We start from the raw sequence: 17638 nt of genomic DNA, 5'->3' as shown, positions 1-17638 counted from the left end.
GGTTTTCCATGGGAATGGGTACTGTTTATTTTACCCTTTCATACTTTCCCGACGAAAGGACATACCAAAGGTATCTTTCGTTGAGGAGGTGAAACATGGGATGGAATAAATCTTTCAAAACACTTTTAGCTCTTGTCTTGATGCTCTGCCTTGTGCCTGGAATTTCATTAGCCGAAGAAGAAACGCTCATTCCAATGGGAGACTCCATTGGTATTCAAATGGATTTGAGCGGGATTTATGTAACGAGTGACGTTAAGATTGATCAGCAGGAATGGCTGAAAAAAGGCGATATTATTCGCCAATTGAACGGTAACGATATGAAGCAACTTGTTAATTTTGAACGTGCTGTGCAAAAGGACAGCGCTACGATGATGCTCGACATTTTGCGAAATGGTAAACACGAAACCATTCAAGCAGATCGGTCGCTCATTAAGCGCGCCACACCCTTCCTTAAGGACCGAACGGAAGGTACCGGCACATTAACTTACGTCGACCCGAAAAGTGGAACATACGGAGCGCTGGGACACCAGATCATTGATAGTACGTTACAGTCTGCTCCGCCGTTTGAAAAAGGCGCCATTTATTTATCGGAAATTAGTCAAATTAAGAAAAGTTCTCCAGGATTTCCGGGATATAAAATTTCTTCCATTATTGATCAGAATAAGTTCCTCGGAAATATTCAAATCAATAATGTGTATGGAATATTTGGTAATTGGAAAAATGCATACAATAAAGTATTGGCTGAACCCCTTGAAATTATGCAGCCGTTTGAATTGATGATCGGTCCAGCGGAAATATTTACTACGGTGGAAGGTTCTACTGTAGAGAAATTCACCATCCAAATTACGAAGATAGAAGAAGAACAATTCCAAATCCAAGTAACTGACAAAAAATTACTGAGTAAGACGGGTGGGATCTTGCAAGGAATGAGCGGGAGCCCCATTATCCAAAGCGGTAAATTTGTCGGAGCCATTACGCATATGTTTGTGGACGAGCCGGAAAAAGGGGCCGCGCTTTTCCTGAAAACGATGCGAACAAATGAAAAGTAAAAAAAAGCAGCCTGTGCGTAAAAATGCACAGGCTGTTTTTTCGTATATGTGTTCGATACGAAGAAAAGCGAAGAAAGTCGAAATAGGTAGAAAGCATCGTTCATAAGTAACATTTCATCCAAATTTTTAAGATAAAGTAGTAATTACCAAAAATATGACTTACGATAATAAGAGAAAAACAGCGGGAAAACGAAATGTATCGCCGATCTTAAATCAGGGGGAATGGGTAATGGAAAAAGTGAAAGTGGCAATTGCTGACGATAATAAAGAACTTGTGAAAACGATGATGTCTTATTTTGAAAAGCACGACGAAATAGAGGTAATTTGGACAGCGAATAATGGGCAAGTGTGCTTGACAATGTTAGAAGAAGAGCGTCCTGACATTTTATTGTTGGATATTATCATGCCACATCTTGACGGTATTGGGGTGCTGGAGACGTTGAATGAGACGAATAAAATGGGGGATATGCAAATCATGATGTTGACGGCATTTGGACAGGAAAATGTTATGTCACAAGCCGCAACTCTTGGCGCTTCGTATTTCATGTTAAAGCCTTTCGAATTCGACCGACTGATCGGACAAATCTTCAAGGCAGCTGGAAAACCGAAGAATACTATGCCTACGTTTGTCGTGCAGGAATCTCCACAGCAAACAGGTGTCGTGACGCAAAAGGTACTCGATACTGCGATTACGTCGATGATCAAAGAAATCGGCGTGCCCGCTCACATTAAAGGTTACGCGTTTTTACGCGAAGGCATACAGATGGTGTATAGTGATGTGGAATTGCTTGGTTCCGTCACGAAGATTCTGTATCCGGATATCGCGAAGAAGTACAATACGACACCGTCTCGCGTCGAACGGGCGATTCGCCATGCGATTGAAGTGGCGTGGAACCGTGGAAATTATGACTTGATTTCGAAGACGTTCGGTTATACGGTGCATCATTTGAAGAGCAAGCCGACGAATAGCGAGTTCATTGCAATGATTGCGGATAAGATCCGTTTGGAGCATATGGTGAGCTAACGTAGTGAAAAAATAAATAAGGAATGACGTAAACCAACTAATCGGGTGTGTTAGTTGGTTTTCATTTGTTGAGGTTGAGGAGTGTAATGTGTTGGGGTAGGGGATTTGCGCTTCGGAGGGGACGCGTTCCGGAGGGCGGGCGGTGAACCACACCCCTGCGCTGCGCTCCGGCGGGTGTTTCACCTGTCCCGCTGATCCTCTCGGAGTCGCCCCTCCTACGCTACAATCCCTTGCATTGTAAGTAGAAGATACTTTTTGTTGCGCATTAAAATAAGTGTTGTAATCGATTTTGAACTGTAGGACTTGGATCTAAAGAAGTTAAAACAGAACAATAATTCACATACTACCTACAGTGAGTTATATAAGTACTACCACTATCAATGTAGGATGGAAGCGGAAGCTGGCGGCGAAGTGCAAGGATGTGCTCCTAACGCTTCGCTTGTACTCGCAAAAGCCGTCCTTCGTTACGGCTCTTCCCGCAGGATCAGCTCGAAAGGAGAGACAACCAAAAGGGAGCTTGCGACCTGTTTGGCTCACCGAGAGCCTATGGGAAAGCGTCCGCCAGCTGGAGCTTCCATCCCATCGTACTTACTAAGTAACTCACCTCTTTTAAGTATTTGATCTTGACCTAAACTATGCAATAAGCGAATCTAGGAATAAAGTCAGTATTTTTATATAGCACAATGAAAAAGAGCGAATGCTGTGAGGAATGGCTTATTTACATGGGTTAAACGCAAAAAGTGCTATCTCTAGCGCGCTGGTATCTTCTATACTAGTAAATAAAGAGGGAGGGATTTCGTTGTTAGTAGAGAATGATTACTTTGATCTTCTAGAAGTGAACAATACTATCATGATGAATACCAAAAAAGCGGGATATCCACTAAAGTCATTTGACGCGCTGGCTGCCGATATTCCTAGGCTGAAACTGAACTCATTCAAGGAGCTGATGAAAGCTCTTCAAACGGTGGGCGTGCATGAGATCGGCACGTACTCCGCTCCTTGTGAAGTATATATATCACCAAGCAAAATGAAGGTGGAACTGTATATTCATGCAACAAACGAAGAGTTTCTTAAAGATAAGGAACAATTTTTGAAACAAGCTGAAGAATTGCTTGACCAAAAAGAAGTAAACTATGACAAAGAGAGTCTGCTTGGCTTGGCGTATCTACCAAGTAATCCGATGGTTATTGCAGTAGGCAAAGAACCCGTTAAAGGGGAGAGCGCACAAGTCGAGTATATCACGATGCCGGACCGTAAACCGAATCTTCGTGAGGACGGTTCTGTCGATCACTATGAACTGAACTTCGTGACATCGATTGCGAAAGATGAATGGTTAGGGGAAAAGACGCCTGCTAAAGAAGGATTTGAAGGTCATAACGTTTTTGGTGAACCGATAGCGGCTAAAAAAGGCGAGGACATTAAATTGGTCTATGACCGTAAATCGGTCGGAGAGTTTGAAGAAGACGGAAAGATCGTCTTGCGTGCTTTACATGGCGGTGCCTTGGAAGAACTGAACGGTGCAATCAGTGTCGGTAAGCAACTAATCATTCCGGATGATGTAGGTACCAAAACGGGTTCAATTACATTTGACGGATCTGTGCGTGTAATGGGAACAGTCTCAGCTGGCTTTTCTGTCAATGCGACAGGGGATATTTCCATCGAAGGAAAAGAAGGCGTGACAAACGCCAAGGAAATCTATTCTGAAGAGGGCGATGTCTATATTAAAGGCGGCGTGTTCGGTGGAGGAGAAACGATTATCAAGGCAAAGAAAAACGTATTCGTGAAACATGCGAATAATTGTAAAATCTATGGAGAGCAAGTCAATGTCGGTCTCTATTCACTTGGCTCTGAACTATACGGGAACCATATTTGTGTCGATAAACATAAAGGCCGCATCATCGGTGGTCTTGCGGAGGCATTATTTTCTATCGAATGTGCAACGGTCGGAAATAACTCTGAGCGTTTGACGAAACTGATTGTCAAAGGGGTTAATAAAGAACTAGAGCTCGAAGAAATTCAACAATTGGCAGAAAAGCTAAAAACGGAGCACGAAGAACTGAAGAAAATCCGGCTGACGCTTGATAAAATGTCAAGTATCAAAGCAAGTCTACCGGAAGGCCAGTTTGACATGCTAGAAAAGACTTTGCAAGCAAAGCAACAACAAATTATGTCGCTCGATCAAACAGTTAAAAATAAGTTGCAGCTCGTGCAAGTAGCTAGCACACCTAAAATAGAAATCACACGCGAGGCACATCCGGGCGTACAGATAGTAATAGGTGGAAAAGTTAGTATGTTGAATCGTATAACGAAAGGCGTTTTCGAATTAACGAGCGAAGGAGTATTGAATGTCTGACAGTCAAATTTTTGCCCACCGCGGTGCTTCTGGAAATTATTTCGAAAATACGATGCGTGCATTTTGGGGAGCCGTACAAAAAGGTGCGGATGGAATTGAATTGGATGTTCAACAGACCAAGGACGGACAACTGGTCGTTATTCACGATAATGAGTTATTGCGTCTTGCTGGGATTGACCAGCGCATTGATCAATTGACATCGCAGGAACTGCAACACATCAAAATTGGCAAAAGCGGATATCGCCGAATGTTTGGCCATTCCATCCCTGCGTTATTTGATGTGGTTTCTTTCTGTGCGGAGCATAACTTAGCACTAAATGTCGAATTAAAGGAAACGGTGTACGGGCAAGCTGCTGTACTAGAACAAATACTTCATTACGTAGAACCGTTATCAGCCGTACATCTTTCATCCTTCGATTATGAAACAATGCGTTTAGTAAAAGAACTGGATCGTAACGTGGAGACTGCTTTATTACTTCGAAAAAAATCGGTCGACTGGCAGAATCTTGCTTCGTATGATGTGGATGCATTTCATTTTCATAAGCGATTATGGAAAGACCCGTATAAAAGTCACTTGATTGAAAGTGGAAAGACGTTGCGGATGTATGGAATAACGGGGACGGAATCGTTCTTATCCGAGACACCTGAAGTAACAGGTTGGATTACAGATTATCCTAAACGTGTCCGCAAAAAAATAAAAGGGCCAAGGTAACTGCTGTACCTTGGTCCTTTTATTTCAAGTCCTTTTTAAATCTGTCAGCTGCTCGTCCACTTCTACGATCGCGGCGCAATAAGAAGCCAGCAAAAAATCCAAGACCCGCGGCAAATAGTATGAATCCGCCTAAAAATTGCATCCAAATGAATGGGAATGGCGAAAATAAATGGCCGAACAAGGAATCACGCATTAGTTTTATTCCCAGAGCCGCTGCAATCCCTGGAATTAACAGCACAATAAACGCAGCAAGACGCACCATATGATTCAACCCCTTACTTATTTAATTTTACCGTGTGGTCATAGATTGTCAAGGACTCTGCCATCATGTACGATATAGGTAGATGGTTTATAAACACCCCGTGAGAATGATGTCCAAAATGTGTCAGAGTTGCATTCTCGCCACAAGAAATTTAGAATCAGTACCATACGCACGAATCTTTAAAGTCTTTTACTAGCCTGGAGGGATATTGATGGAATTATTTACGTACATGGAAGATCACGACTATGAGCAACTGGTACTTTGTTACGACAAGACATCCGGATTGAAAGCAGTAATCGCGATTCACGATACGACGCTTGGACCAGCACTTGGTGGCGCACGCATGTGGACATATGCAAGCGAAGACGCAGCTATTGAAGATGCATTGCGTTTAGCTAAAGGCATGACGTACAAGAACGCTGCGGCTGGTTTGAACCTTGGTGGCGGAAAGACAGTTATTATTGGAGATCCTAAAACAGATAAAAACGATGAGCTTTTCCGTGCATTGGGTCGTTACATAGAAGGTCTAAACGGACGATATATTACAGCAGAAGACGTAGGGACAACTGAATACGATATGGACATGATCCACTTGGAAACAAATTTTGTTACAGGTATCTCTTCAGGAGAAGGTACTTCAGGAAATCCATCCCCCGTTACTGCACTCGGTATCTACAAAGGAATGAAAGCCGCTGCGAAAGAAGCATTTGGCGATGATTCACTTGAAGGCAAAACGATCGCAGTTCAAGGCGTTGGAAACGTAGCCTACACAATGTGTGAGTACTTGCATGCTGAAGGCGCAAAGCTTATCGTTACGGACATCAATGAAGCAGCAATACAGCGTGCAGTAGACGCATTTGGTGCAACAGCTGTTGCGCCGGACGATATTTATTCACAAGAAGCTGATATTTTTGCTCCATGTGCTCTCGGTGCGGTCATCAATGACGAAACGATTCCACAACTGAAAGTAAAAGTAGTTGCAGGTTCTGCCAATAACCAATTGAAAGAGCCAGAGCACGGTGATCGCTTGCATGAAATGGGGATCGTCTATGCTCCAGATTACGTTATCAACTCAGGCGGCGTGATCAACGTAGCTGACGAATTGATCGGCTACAATAAAGCGCGTGCACTAAAGCGTGTAGAAGGAATTTACGACACAATCTTAAAGATTTTTGCTATCTCTAAACGCGACGGTATTCCATCCTATCAGGCTGCTGACCGTTTGGCAGAAGAGAGAATTGCAAGAGTTGGCGCAACAAGAAGCACATTCTTGCGCAGTGAAAAAAGTATTATATCAAATAAGTAAGTTACAGGAAGAGTCATAGCGGTAGGCGGGAGATACCTGCCCACCGCTTCACTCGCCTGTTCATTTTTATGTAAATGCTGTAAGCGAAAGGAGTCCTTTGCGTTGAGTAAAGAATATGATGTAGTAATTTTAGGCGGGGGAACTGGCGGATATGTTGCGGCCATTCGCGCGGCACAACTAGGTTTGACAACAGCCATTGTAGAAAAATCCAAGCTCGGCGGTACGTGTTTGCACAGCGGGTGTATTCCGAGTAAAGCGATGCTGAAAAGTGCGGAAGTCTATCGCGTGACACGTGAAGAGGCGAATGAATTTGGCGTGAATACAGGTGACGTTTCACTGGACTTCTCACAAGTACAAAAACGTAAAGGTAAAATTGTTGATCAATTGCATGCAGGAATTGAAGGCTTGATGAAAAAAGGAAAGATCGATGTCTATCATGGAACGGGTAGAATACTAGGGGCTTCTATTTTTTCTCCAATGCCTGGAACTATTTCCGTGGAAATGGACAATGGTGAAGAGAATGAGATTCTAATTCTTAAAAACCTCATAATTGCAACTGGATCGAAACCAAGATCATTACCAGGACTCGAAGTGGACGAGAAATCCGTAATGACATCCGACGGAGCTTTATTAATGAATGCGCTTCCATCTTCAATTACGATCATCGGCGGAGGCGTCATCGGTATTGAATGGGCGTCTATGCTAGCAGATTTCGGTGTGGATGTAACAGTGCTCGATCGTCTTGACGAGATACTAGCGACGGAGGATAAAGAAGTTGCAGTTGCTATGCATAAAGCGCTTAAAAAGCGTGGTGTGAAATTCATTTTAGGTGCAGAGATTTTAACAGATTCATTGCAGAAAAATGATAGTGACGTGACGATTTCCTATAAACTCGGTGATGAAGAGCAATCTATCACGAGTGAGAAAATGATGGTGTCTGTTGGACGCGCTCCAGTTATCCAAGATATTGGTTTGCAAAACACAGATATTCAAGTCGATAAGGGCTCGATTCAAACGAATACACATTATCAAACAAAAGATGACCATATATATGCAATCGGTGACGTGATTGGTGGACTTCAACTGGCACATGTGGCAGAACACGAAGGATTGCACGCAATCGAACATATTGCTGGAAAACGACTAGATCCGATGAATTATGATCTGGTACCACGCTGTGTTTATTCGTATCCTGAAACGGCGGCAGTTGGCTTGACGGAGCAACAAGCGAAAGATCAAGGGTTCGATGTGAAAATCGGCAAGTTTCCGTTCAAAGCAAACGGCAAAGCATTGGTTAACGGTCACGCAGATGGTTTCGTCAAAATTATTGTGGACGAGCAGACAGATGATATTATCGGTGTCCATATGATGGGTTCGCATGTAACGGATTTAATTTCTGAAGCGGGCTTGGCGATGGTGATGAATGCAATTCCTTGGGAAATATCCTCGGCTGTCCATCCGCACCCGACATTATCAGAAGCGTTCAGTGAAGCGGCATTAGCAGTTGAAGGGCTAGCCATTCACATGTAAAGGAGGAAGTGGAATGAGTAATCGGCATATTGAATTGGGTTTGACAGATGAAGATGTGTTACAGATGTACGAGACGATGCTGATGGCACGTCGTTTAGATGAGAGAATGTGGTTACTGAATCGCGCGGGGAAAATTCCATTCGTCATTTCTTGTCAAGGACAGGAAGCTGCGCAAGTAGGGGCTTCATTCGCTCTCAATAACGAAAAAGATTGGATCGCACCGTATTACCGCGATATGGGAGTTGTCTTGCATTTCGGCATGACGCCGAAAGAATTGATGTTATCGGCTTTTGCCAAAGCAGAAGATCCGAACTCCGGCGGACGGCAGATGCCAGGTCACTTTGGCCAACGCAAGAATCGTATCTTGACAGGATCTTCACCTGTTACAACACAATTACCACATGCTGTCGGCGTAGCATTAGCCGCGAAAATGAATAAACAAGATTTCATCACGTTCGTGACTCTTGGAGAAGGTTCTTCCAATCAAGGAGATTTCCATGAAGGCATGAACTTTGCGGGTGTGCATAAATTACCGACTGTAATTATGGTGGAAAATAATAAATATGCAATCTCTGTACCTATAGAAAAACAAATAGCGTGTGAAAATGTCTCTGACCGTGCGATTGGTTACGGTATGCCGGGCTATACAGTAGACGGACGCGATCCGTTGACAGTGTATGAAGTGGTGAAAGAGGCTGCGGATCGAGCTAGAAACGGTGACGGGCCAACGTTGGTTGAAGCGGTATGTTATCGATTGACGGCGCACTCTTCTGATGATGATCAACGTCAATACCGTGATGCAGAAGAGTTGGAAGACGAAAAGAAAAACGATCCGTTATTGTCATTCATTCAATATTTGCAAGAAGTAAATGTTTTGACGGAAGAGAAGTTTGAGGAGATTGAAGAACGTGTGAAACAACAGGTCGATGAAGCGACAGAGTATGCGGAACAGGCGGAATATGCGAAGCCTGAACATGCACTGCGCCATGTCTATGAAGAAAAGGGAGGCGAAGCATAATGGCCAATCGTTCATTTATAGATGCGATCAACATGGCAATGAGAGAAGAAATGGAACGCGATGATCAAGTATTCGTTCTTGGTGAAGACGTCGGACGTAAAGGCGGCGTGTTCAAGGCAACAACTGGTCTATACGATCAGTTCGGCGAATACCGTTCGCTAGATACGCCATTAGCTGAGTCTGCAATTGCAGGTGTGGCGATTGGGGCTGCGATGTACGGTATGCGTCCAATCGCAGAAATGCAGTTTGCTGATTTCATCATGCCGGCGGTCAATCAAATCGTCTCAGAAGCCGCGAAGATTCGTTATCGTTCGAATAATGATTTCACGTGTCCAATCGTGATTCGTGCTCCATTCGGTGGGGGCGTTCACGGTGCTCTTTATCACTCGCAGTCTGTCGAATCGATGTTTGCTTCGACACCTGGCTTGAAAATTGTCATCCCATCCACACCTTACGACGCAAAAGGCTTGCTAAAAGCAGCAGTACGCGATGAAGATCCCGTATTGTTCTTTGAACATAAGCGAGCGTATCGCCTGATTAAAGGGGAAGTACCGGACGATGATTATGTATTGGAGATCGGTAAAGCGGATGTGAAGCGTGAAGGTGATGATCTCACGATTATTACGTATGGTCTGTGCGTTCATTTTGCACTACAAGCTGCAGAACGATTGGCTGAAGACGGGATCTCTGTTCACATTCTCGACTTGCGTACGGTGTATCCATTAGATAAAGAAAGTATTATCGAAGCGGCTTCAAAAACTGGTAAAGTGCTATTAGTGACAGAAGACAACCTAGAAGGCAGCATCATGAGTGAAGTTTCCGCTATCATTGCAGAAAATTGTTTATTTGAATTGGATGCGCCAATCAAACGACTAGCAGGACCTGATGTACCTGCGATGCCATATGCCCCTTCTATGGAAAAGTTCTTTATGATGAATCCTGAAAAGGTCGAAAAGGCAGCAAGGGATTTAGCGGAATTTTAACTAAGGAGGCGTAACGAAATGGGCATTGAAAAAATTACTATGCCGAAACTGGGTGAAAGTGTTACAGAAGGAACCATTGAAAAATGGCTCGTCGCTCCCGGTGATAAGGTAGCTAAATATGATTCACTTGCAGAAGTAACGACTGATAAAGTTACAGCGGAAGTACCTTCTTCATTCACAGGCACCATCACGGAAATCATCGCAAAAGAAGGCGACACGATTGAAGTGGGGGAAACGGTTTGTTTAATTGAAATTGAAGGTGCGTCAAACGAGCCAGTGCGCGTCTCTGCACCTGAAGTAGAAGCTCCAGTTGAAAAACCGGCTGGGAAGCCCGTACAGCAAGCGCCAAAAGCAAAGCCTGCACAACCTGCGACTGGCGGTAAAGCAGCGGGTAGATATTCTCCAGCTGTATTAAAGTTGTCTCAGGAAAACGGTATTGATTTGTCGCAAGTAAGTGGTACGGGTCGTGAAGGACGCATTACGCGAAAAGATATTCTGGCGTTTATTGAAAACGGCGGGGCAGACTTACAAGTAGCGCCACAAGAGACTCCTGCTCAAGAAGAGCCGCTACAAGAAGTTGCATCGTCCGATAAAAAGGTAACTGAACAACCAGCTTCGTCGAACGTTAAGCTTGAAAACGGAGATATCGCTATTCCGGTAACGAGTGTACGCCGCGCGATTGCGAATAATATGGTTCGTTCCGTAACCGAAGCGCCACATGCATGGATGATGATAGAAGTGGATGTCACAGAACTCGTCTTATTGCGTGATAGTATAAAGAAGGAATTCAAAGAAAAAGAAGGCTTCAATTTGACGTACTTCGCATTTTTCATCAAAGCTATTTCGCAAGCTTTGAAAGAATATCCAGAAATGAACTCGATGTGGGCGGGCGATTCGATCGTCATGAAAAAGGATATCAACATCTCGATTGCGGTGGCAACGGACGATGCGTTATTCGTTCCAGTCATCAAAGAAACCGATGAAAAGACGATCAAAGGAATCGGTCGTGAAATTCACGAGCTGGCAGGGAAAGTACGTAATGGTAAGTTGAAATCGACGGAAATGCAAGGCGGCACGTTCACTGTCAACAATACGGGCTCATTTGGTTCTGTCCAGTCGATGGGGATTATCAATTATCCGCAAGCTGCTATTTTGCAGGTGGAGTCGATCGTCAAGCGTCCGGTTATAATGGACAATGGCATGATGGCTGCGCGTGATATGGTGAATCTGTGTCTGTCACTTGATCACCGTGTGCTAGACGGCCTCGTTTGCGGACGTTTCCTAGCGCGTGTGAAAGAGTTGTTGGAAGGCATGGCGAAAGATAAGACTTCAGTATATTAATAAGTAGCGACCTCCAAACTTGGTTTGGGGGTTGTTTTTTTTGTCTAGTAATAAAAGATTAGTTTTGAAAAAAACAGGGGGGAGTAAGTTTGTGTGTATGAAGGGATAGTGGAGGCACTTATATCACTTACTGTAGCTAGTGTGCGAACTAATGTTAGTCTGGACTTATTTAAGTTCAAGTACAGAAGTTAAAATTTCATTACAACACTTATTTTAATGCATAACGAAAACATCATCCACTTACATTGACAAGGATTGGAGCGCGAGTCCTCTAGGTAAGCATCCCCTCCGAAGTGCCAATCCCTACCCCAAAACTCTGCCAGCTATCCCATGCATAAAATGTCATAAATTTGTATGGTTATGAAAAATTAGACGGAAACTTCTGATTTTCCTCTTCCTTCATAACCGACACTACGGTACACTAGAATTATTGATGGTTTAAAAAAGGGGAAGGAGCACCATTATGCCTATACATAATATGAAAACATTTACATTCACAGCCCCAAACTTTTCCGAATGGAAAGAAGCGGCTGTTCTATCACTCAAAGGGAAGCCTTTTGAATCGTTATACACTAAAACAATCGAGGGCATTGAACTCAATCCGCTTTACACAAAAGAGGACCTCGATCAATTAGAGGTCTCACGCGTAACCAAGCCTGCATTTGGCTGGACGATCGCACAACCTGTAAGTGCAACAAATGGGGAACAGTTTGTGCAACAGATGAAGGAATCATTGGCACGCGGCAATGAAGCCATTGCTTACAACGGACTAAAATCTTTAGTCTGGACGGAGCAGGACATCAAACAAGTAGCAGAGTTGATCACGCAATATCCGATTTTATTCACTGAAGTGCAAAGCGATGATCCAATCTTGCAAGCCTTCAGATATATAGAAGAATCGAAGCGTCAAGACGTTACTGGAATATGCATTAGTGCAGTCCCGGTACTACCTGAAGGATTCCCAGGAGTTCGTACGAAAGGTGCCGATTTATGGACAGCGCATCACGAAGGTGCAGACGCGGTCACTGAACTTGCGTTATCACTATCACTCGCAGCTGAACTAGCGGATGAAGCTTCTTCATTTGAAGAATTTACAAACGACTTCTATGCACGATTTGCTTCGGATACACATTTTTTCATGGAAATCGCAAAGTTCCGTGCATTCCGGGTGTTGTGGAAGTTATTTAATGAAGCCTATGGAGTGGAAAATGCCAAACAAGTACCTTTACTTGGGATTACTTCACTGCGCTCCTACTCGAAGCTCGATCCATATGTAAACTTATTACGTGGCGGCAACTCTGCATTCGCGGCTATTTTAGGCGGCGCAGATTGGTTGACGGTATTGCCACACGACGTATTGACAGGTACGTCTCCAAGTTCGAATCGTTACGCACGCAATATTCAGTTGATTCTGAAGGAAGAGACACATATCGATCAAGTTCTTGATCCTGCAGGCGGTTCATACTATATCGAGTCGTTGACGACAGAATTAATTCGTAAATCATGGGCGAAGTTCTTAGAGATTGAAGAGAATGGCGGTTATCAAGCGTTCTTGCAGTCTGGTGAATTAAGCAAGCTTTACGCGCAGCGTCAGAAAGAAATGGCGACAGGTAAGAAGACGTTGATCGGTACGAATGTCTATGCAGAATTGACGGATGTAAATTATGCGAACGAATCTACCGTAACAGTTTCCAAACGATTGGCAGTGCCATTTGAAAATATACGTTCTAAACAGAAAGAAGAATTACCGAAAACGGTCTTACTAAACTTTGGCGCGTTGAAAGATTATAAACCACGCGCAGATTTCGTCAGCGGATTTTTGGCAGTTGGCGGGATCGAAGCGACGTGGAGCCCTTCTTTCGAGACGAACGAACAAGCGCTCAGTTGGATCGAAGAACAACAGCCGGATTATGCGGTAATTTGTGCGTCCGCTGCAGACACAGGAGAAGCGGTAACGAACTTCCTCGCTTCGTATAAAGGGAATTGTCCAATTGATACAGCAGGGAAATATCCAGCAGAAACAGCAGATCAGTGGCTTGCAAATGGACTGAATGGTTTCATTTTTGCAGGACAAGACAAGATCGAAAAATTGAATTCTATTATTATGCAAACAAAAGGAGGCCGTTCCGTTGAGTAAACCTGATTTCCGTAAAGTCAATATAGAACAATCACTCAATGAACTCTCACAGCAAACTTCGTCAAAAGAGAATTTTTTAACGAATGAAGGAATCAATGTAGCGCCTGTCTATACAGCAAAGGACATTGAAAACACTGAGCATTTGAAAGACTTCCCTGGTATTGCACCGAACACACGCGGACCGTATCCGACGATGTACGTGGCACGTCCTTGGACGGTTCGTCAGTATGCTGGTTTCTCTACAGCGGAAGAAAGTAACGCGTTTTACCGTCGGAACTTGGCGATGGGGCAAAAGGGACTTTCTGTTGCGTTTGACCTTGCGACTCACCGAGGGTATGACTCCGATCATCCTCGTGTAACGGGTGACGTAGGTAAAGCGGGAGTTGCCATTGATTCTATTGAAGATATGAAGATTTTATTCGCAGGTATTCCACTTGATCAAATGTCGGTATCAATGACGATGAACGGTGCGGTTCTGCCGATCATGGCGTTCTATATTGTGGCAGCTGAAGAGTCGGGAGTGGCGCCTGAAAAGCTTTCAGGTACTATCCAAAATGATATTCTAAAAGAGTATATGGTACGTAATACGTACATCTTCCCACCGGCTATGTCGATGCGGATCATTGCGGATATTTTCTCGTATACATCTGAAAACATGCCGAAATTTAACTCGATTTCGATCTCGGGTTACCATATGCAAGAAGCGGGAGCGACAGCGGATATCGAGCTGGCGTATACACTTGCAGACGGCTTGGAATATGTTCGTACTGGCTTAAAGGCGGGAATAGATATCGATTCATTCGCACCACGTTTGTCATTCTTCTGGGCAATCGGCATGAACTATTATATGGAAATAGCAAAAATGAGAGCGGCACGGAAAATTTGGGCGCAGATGATGCAGTCATTTGAACCGAAAAATCCGAAGACACTTGCATTACGTACGCATTCTCAAACGTCAGGCTGGAGTTTGACGGAGCAAGATCCATTCAACAACGTAACGCGAACATTGGTCGAAGCTAACGCATCATCTATGGGTCACACGCAGTCATTGCACACGAACGCATTGGATGAAGCAATCGCATTACCGACAGATTTCTCGGCTCGTATTGCACGGAACACGCAGTTGTTCTTACAAGAAGAGACGATGATGACGAAAGTAATCGATCCTTGGGGCGGTTCGTACTATGTGGAGAAGTTAACGGAAGAGTTAATGGAGAAAGCATGGGGATTAATTGGAGAAATCGAGTCGCTCGGTGGTATGGCAGAAGCGATTGAAACCGGCTTGCCGAAAATGAAAATTGAAGAAGCTGCGGCGAAGCGCCAAGCGAAAATTGATTCCAAAGCGGAAACGATTGTCGGTGTGAATAAATATCGTCTCGATACGGAAGATGCGATTGATATTCTCGATATCGATAATACGATGGTACGCCAGAAGCAAATTGACCGCATTAACGATATGAAAGACAAGCGGGATGAAAAAGTAGTTCAGGCAACGCTTACAGCCATCACAGAAGCGGCTAAGAGCGGCGAAGGGAACTTACTTGCATTGGCAGTAGACGCAGCAAGAGCGCGCGCAACAATCGGTGAAATCTCGGATGCAATTGAATCCGTATCCGGTAGACATAAGGCGGTGATCCGTTCAGTGAGTGGTGTGTATAGCGCGAACTTCTCGAATGAAGAGGAGATCCAAGAAGTAAAAGATATGACCGATGAGTTCCTTGAAAATGAAGGCCGTCGTCCACGTATTTTAGTAGCGAAAATGGGTCAAGACGGACATGACCGCGGAGCGAAAGTAATCGCGTCTTCGTTTGCTGACTTAGGATTTGATGTCGATATCGGTCCTTTATTCCAAACACCTGAAGAAACAGCTCTACAGGCAGCGGAAAACGATGTGCACGTGATCGGTGTAAGTTCACTTGCGGCAGGTCATAAAACATTAGTTCCGACATTGCGTGAAGAACTGAAGAAAATCAATCGTGAAGACATTTTAGTCGTTGTAGGTGGCGTTATTCCGGCACAGGATTATGATTTCTTGCGCAAGAATGGTGCAGCGGCAATCTTTGGCCCAGGTACGGTTATTCCAGTGGCGGCTCAAAAGGTCATTGAGGAGATTTACCGACAGCTCGGCTACGAGGAAGTGACGGATTGACAGAAAAACAAAACGGACGAGATGAATCAGCAATGCATGTGATGCGCGGAATTAAATCCACTCACGATGGATTTGTTGCCTCTTCCCGTAAACGCTTTGTTAAGAAAGATCCATCTCATAAAAATTTGGATGTATTGAAGCAGGAAATAGAAAATGGCTCACGTCTTTATTTGGCACGCGGTATTACGTTGCTCGAAAGTACGAAACCGAGTGATAAAGAGGTTGGTCAGGAAGTGTTGACTAGCCTTCTGCCGAAAACGGGCAACTGTATTCGAATTGGGATTACGGGTGTACCGGGTGCAGGGAAAAGTACATTTATCGAGGCATTCGGTTTGATGCTGGCGGATATGGGACATAAAGTGGCGGTACTCGCGATTGATCCGAGTTCTACGTTGACTGGCGGAAGTATCTTAGGTGACAAGACTCGTATGGAGGAGTTGGCGCGGCATAAAAACGCGTTTATCCGCCCTTCTCCGTCAGCTGGGACGCTTGGCGGCGTGCATAAGAAATCACGCGAAACGATGTTGCTTTGCGAAGCGGCAGGGTATGACGTGATTTTGATTGAAACGGTCGGAGTCGGGCAAGGCGAAACGATTGTCCGGGGCATGGTCGATTATTTCATGTTGCTCGTGCTGACTGGTGCCGGTGATGAACTGCAAGGAATGAAAAAAGGAATCATGGAGCTAACAGACGGTGTCGTCGTGCATAAGAATGACGGGGCGAATAAACCGCTCGTCAAAAAGACAGTACGCGAATATACACGGATCATGCACATGCTCCAACCGGCTTCTCCTGAATGGACATCGAAAGTACAACCGGTGTCTTCTATAGAAAAAACAGGCTTGGAAGCGGTATGGGAAACCATTTTGGAGTTCGAACAAGAAATGAAAGATAAGAATCATTGGGATACAAGACGTCAACACCAGACACGTGATTGGTTCCATGCGATGATTCGTGATCACTTGATTGACTCATTCTTTTCAGAGCAAGGCCGTAAAACGCAGGTGAAGGTACTCGAAGAAGAATTGCTAGATGGACATCTAACAGTGACGGGGGCAATTGATCGATTGTTTTCTTCTTGATTCTTGCGTAAATATGCTATGATTAAAGAGGATAGCCAATTATGATTAGGGAAGCTTCATAGCGGAACTGAACGCGCTATCACAAATATATATACCAAGAGAGGAGATATTGTAAAATGACTATGAACTTTGATTTTTACATGAACGATATGACTAGCCAAGCGAGATCCGAAATGGAGGCTAGCGGCTACAAGCAATTGCAAACAGCTGAGGACGTGGAAGAAGCATTCAAGCAACCAGGTACGACGTTAGTAATGGTGAACTCGGTATGTGGATGTGCCGGCGGAATCGCTCGCCCAGCAGCTGCACACGCAGTACACTACGACAAGCGCCCTGACCACTTGGTGACGGTATTTGCTGGACAAGACAAAGAAGCAACTGCACAAGCACGCATGCACTTCGGTGAAGACCACATCCCATCCTCTCCATCATTTGCTCTTCTAAAAGACGGCAAGCTGATCGGTGAAGTAGGACGTTTCGAAATCGAAGGACATGATCCAATGTCTGTAGTTGTGAATCTTCAAGAACAGTTTGAAGAGCACTGCGAAGAACTATAACAAACAAAAGCGGAATGCGCCGTCTAGTCTCGACAGACGCTGGAGGTCCTGAAGCAAAAGGCCGCACTTGCCTTTTGAATCAGGACCGAAGCGATCCGAGAGACTGGCGCATGTAGCTAGATGAAACAAAAGCGG

General features: G+C 44.4%; 14 protein-coding genes. 13 read left to right on the top strand and 1 reads right to left on the bottom strand.

All coding sequences use genetic code 11. The features are described 5' to 3' along the window. Positions 1–95: 95 nt before the first annotated feature. The 4 genes from CSV69_RS13160 to CSV69_RS13145 all read left to right on the top strand — a co-directional run bounded on the left by CSV69_RS13160 (position 96) and on the right by CSV69_RS13145 (position 5138). Positions 96–1049 (top strand): SpoIVB peptidase S55 domain-containing protein, encoded by a 954-nt coding sequence (locus CSV69_RS13160; protein WP_085426114.1) that lies wholly within the window; start codon positions 96–98, stop codon positions 1047–1049. A 229-nt stretch (positions 1050–1278) separates the two neighbouring features. Then, positions 1279–2073, top strand: a complete 795-nt coding sequence (gene spo0A / locus CSV69_RS13155; RefSeq protein WP_085426115.1) for a sporulation transcription factor Spo0A — start codon at positions 1279–1281, stop codon at positions 2071–2073. A 799-nt stretch (positions 2074–2872) separates the two neighbouring features. Next, a complete protein-coding gene (locus tag CSV69_RS13150) occupies positions 2873–4426 on the top strand; it encodes a flagellar assembly protein A (protein ID WP_158232676.1) in 1554 nt (517 codons plus the stop codon). Next, the gene (locus CSV69_RS13145) at positions 4419–5138 is read left to right on the top strand and encodes a glycerophosphodiester phosphodiesterase (protein WP_099693646.1); all 720 of its coding nucleotides are present in this window, start codon (positions 4419–4421) and stop codon (positions 5136–5138) included. The genes CSV69_RS13150 and CSV69_RS13145 overlap by 8 nt, the downstream gene beginning before the upstream one ends. A gap of 19 nt (positions 5139–5157) precedes the next feature. On the opposite strand, the gene CSV69_RS13140 is transcribed toward CSV69_RS13145, so the two are convergent. After that, entirely contained in the window at positions 5158–5400 is a 243-nt protein-coding gene (locus CSV69_RS13140) for a DUF2627 domain-containing protein (RefSeq protein ID WP_085426118.1), read from the bottom strand. 211 nt (positions 5401–5611) lie between these two features. Here CSV69_RS13140 and CSV69_RS13135 point away from each other — a divergent pair, with 211 nt between their 5' ends. The 9 genes from CSV69_RS13135 to CSV69_RS13095 all read left to right on the top strand — a co-directional run bounded on the left by CSV69_RS13135 (position 5612) and on the right by CSV69_RS13095 (position 17503). Next, positions 5612–6706, top strand: coding sequence for a Leu/Phe/Val dehydrogenase (locus CSV69_RS13135; protein WP_099693645.1), 1095 nt, complete (start codon positions 5612–5614; stop codon positions 6704–6706). A 102-nt stretch (positions 6707–6808) separates the two neighbouring features. Beyond that, the gene (gene lpdA / locus CSV69_RS13130; protein WP_099693644.1) at positions 6809–8236 is read left to right on the top strand and encodes a dihydrolipoyl dehydrogenase; all 1428 of its coding nucleotides are present in this window, start codon (positions 6809–6811) and stop codon (positions 8234–8236) included. 13 nt (positions 8237–8249) lie between these two features. Then, positions 8250–9254, top strand: a complete 1005-nt coding sequence (locus tag CSV69_RS13125; RefSeq protein WP_085426121.1) for a thiamine pyrophosphate-dependent dehydrogenase E1 component subunit alpha — start codon at positions 8250–8252, stop codon at positions 9252–9254. After that, the gene (locus CSV69_RS13120) at positions 9254–10237 is read left to right on the top strand and encodes an alpha-ketoacid dehydrogenase subunit beta (protein ID WP_085426122.1); all 984 of its coding nucleotides are present in this window, start codon (positions 9254–9256) and stop codon (positions 10235–10237) included. Before CSV69_RS13125 ends, CSV69_RS13120 begins: the two co-directional genes overlap by 1 nt. Before the next feature lie 18 nt (positions 10238–10255). After that, entirely contained in the window at positions 10256–11578 is a 1323-nt protein-coding gene (locus CSV69_RS13115) for a dihydrolipoamide acetyltransferase family protein (protein ID WP_099693643.1), read from the top strand. 463 nt (positions 11579–12041) lie between these two features. Next, positions 12042–13715 carry a methylmalonyl-CoA mutase family protein gene (locus CSV69_RS13110; RefSeq protein WP_099693642.1) on the top strand — a complete coding sequence of 558 codons (1674 nt, stop codon included), beginning with the start codon at positions 12042–12044 and terminating at the stop codon, positions 13713–13715. Further along, positions 13708–15864: a methylmalonyl-CoA mutase gene (gene scpA, locus CSV69_RS13105; protein ID WP_099693641.1), complete on the top strand. Its 2157-nt coding sequence runs from the start codon at positions 13708–13710 to the stop codon at positions 15862–15864. Before CSV69_RS13110 ends, scpA begins: the two co-directional genes overlap by 8 nt. A gap of 32 nt (positions 15865–15896) precedes the next feature. After that, on the top strand, positions 15897–16946 hold the full coding sequence (gene meaB, locus CSV69_RS13100; protein WP_099693665.1) for a methylmalonyl Co-A mutase-associated GTPase MeaB: 1050 nt from the start codon (positions 15897–15899) through the stop codon (positions 16944–16946). 116 nt (positions 16947–17062) lie between these two features. Continuing rightward, the gene (locus tag CSV69_RS13095) at positions 17063–17503 is read left to right on the top strand and encodes a BrxA/BrxB family bacilliredoxin (protein WP_099693640.1); all 441 of its coding nucleotides are present in this window, start codon (positions 17063–17065) and stop codon (positions 17501–17503) included. The last annotated feature ends 135 nt before the right edge of the window (positions 17504–17638 follow it).

Source organism: Sporosarcina sp. P26b (assembly GCF_002743245.1).
Lineage (GTDB): Bacteria > Bacillota > Bacilli > Bacillales_A > Planococcaceae > Sporosarcina > Sporosarcina ureae_C.
The sequence above is the reverse complement of the archived record's forward strand: the minus strand, read 5'-3'. Positions and strand labels throughout refer to the sequence as shown.